Raw genomic sequence first — 1372 nt, 5'->3', positions numbered from 1 at the left:
GCACCCTTCGAGGCTACGTACTATGGCGAAAGGGAAGTTATGGCGTTTCATCGCACCGTGGCGAGCTGTTCCGGCAGCGGATCCTGTCTTTAGTAGAGACAGCTAAGCGGCTGAAACTCAATCCACTTGAGTGGCTTCAACAGATCACTCGAGCCTGTATCGAGCAACGTCCGTATCCGATACCAGAAGGCCTCAAGATCTAAGGTCAAGTCCACTCGGGTGAACAGTTACGTTGGCTCAGCCAGAAACACACACGCGCCATCAGCGGATAACTGTGGATACACGCCGATGTTTGCTGCTCGCTTTGGTGCTGATGGCGGGTTTCTTGCTGGCGGCGATTGGCGTGGCTCTGCGGCTCGTTGGCATTGATTACCGGCGCGGGCCACATGTTGACGGATGCCGCGTCGCTGCTTTTGGCTCTTGCCGTACTGCGTTTTAGCCAGAAGAAAGCCGACCACTACACAACCCCCTTAGCGGGTAGCCAACGCCCTTCGACACAGAGCCAGCTCCTGGAGTGAAACGTTCAGAGCGCGCGGAATTTTGCTTGAACAAATCCATGCCACCTGACTGTGTGCATTCCCGGGTGCGCCTCTCAATTACAATAACAGGGTGTACCTTTGGGTTTGGCCGGAAACTCGAAGCTGGGCAATACCATCATCCAAAAGAGTTACCCACCAACTTTAAATGGAGCAGGCTAAAACTTTAGCGAAAGTGCGCAAGGGTAGCGCTATCGCTAAACAAAACAACATAACTTTGCCGCCCCACGAAATAATTACCTAAAGAACGACAATTTAAAATCACTGTCTATACTGAGATGTCTTCGAGAAAACAGTTGTTGCTATCTAATACAGAACGACAAATGCATGTCATGGAATGAAAGTCATTTTTAAACGGCATACTTTGAGAAAATGGCATATTAACGATTTTAAGCAACACCTTATAGCTATGTTCTAAAGAAGGAATTTCCATGACCTCATGAGCCAAGCCATTTTTTTGCCTTGCCATGGTGCCTCGAACGTATCGATGAAAAATATCCCTACACCAATTTGATTCAAGCTCAGCTAAGATGTCTTCAGGAAGATTGTCCCAACACTGGTTGATTAGCGCCACATGCTCTTGAAAAACAGCCTTATATATCTCAACCAACTGCTCCTGAGCACCAACCCACAGCTCTGGATTATTAAAGAAGAAGCTGAAAGGACCATTTCTGCTCGAGGATCGGTTAGCCATAATCAATAAAAGACCCAGGGCGAGATCATGAACGTTTATTAGCCAATTGCTACGCATGATTGACCAGCCGATCGCTCTGTGATCTTATGCTCCCTTTTTCGGGGCATGAGCATGGATATCGAGACCATCAAACAGCATTTCA

At 48.0% G+C, this 1372-nt stretch carries 2 protein-coding genes and 1 pseudogene; 2 read left to right on the top strand and 1 reads right to left on the bottom strand.

The features are described 5' to 3' along the window. Both ABEA08_RS09530 and ABEA08_RS22025 read left to right on the top strand, forming a co-directional pair. Positions 1-203, top strand: a pseudogene (locus tag ABEA08_RS09530) (IS66 family transposase); the annotation flags it as partial. Between the two features lie 135 nt (positions 204-338). Next, on the top strand, positions 339-518 hold the full coding sequence (locus ABEA08_RS22025; RefSeq protein ID WP_425557352.1) for a cation efflux transmembrane domain-containing protein: 180 nt from the start codon (positions 339-341) through the stop codon (positions 516-518). A gap of 286 nt (positions 519-804) precedes the next feature. On the opposite strand, the gene ABEA08_RS09525 is transcribed toward ABEA08_RS22025, so the two are convergent. Continuing rightward, complete coding sequence (locus ABEA08_RS09525; protein ID WP_345335065.1) at positions 805-1287, bottom strand: hypothetical protein; 483 nt, start codon at positions 1285-1287, stop codon at positions 805-807. Positions 1288-1372: the final 85 nt, after the last annotated feature.

The organism is Ferrimonas pelagia, assembly GCF_039543565.1.
GTDB classification, from domain to species: domain Bacteria; phylum Pseudomonadota; class Gammaproteobacteria; order Enterobacterales; family Shewanellaceae; genus Ferrimonas; species Ferrimonas pelagia.
Note: the sequence above shows the minus strand (reverse complement) of the source record. Positions and strands in the feature narration are given on the sequence as shown.

Excerpts from the sequence above, each read along its gene's own strand:
- ABEA08_RS09525 (WP_345335065.1), bottom strand. The coding sequence starts at position 1,287 with ATGCGTAGCAATTGGCTAATAAACGTTCATGATCTCGCCCTGGGTCTT.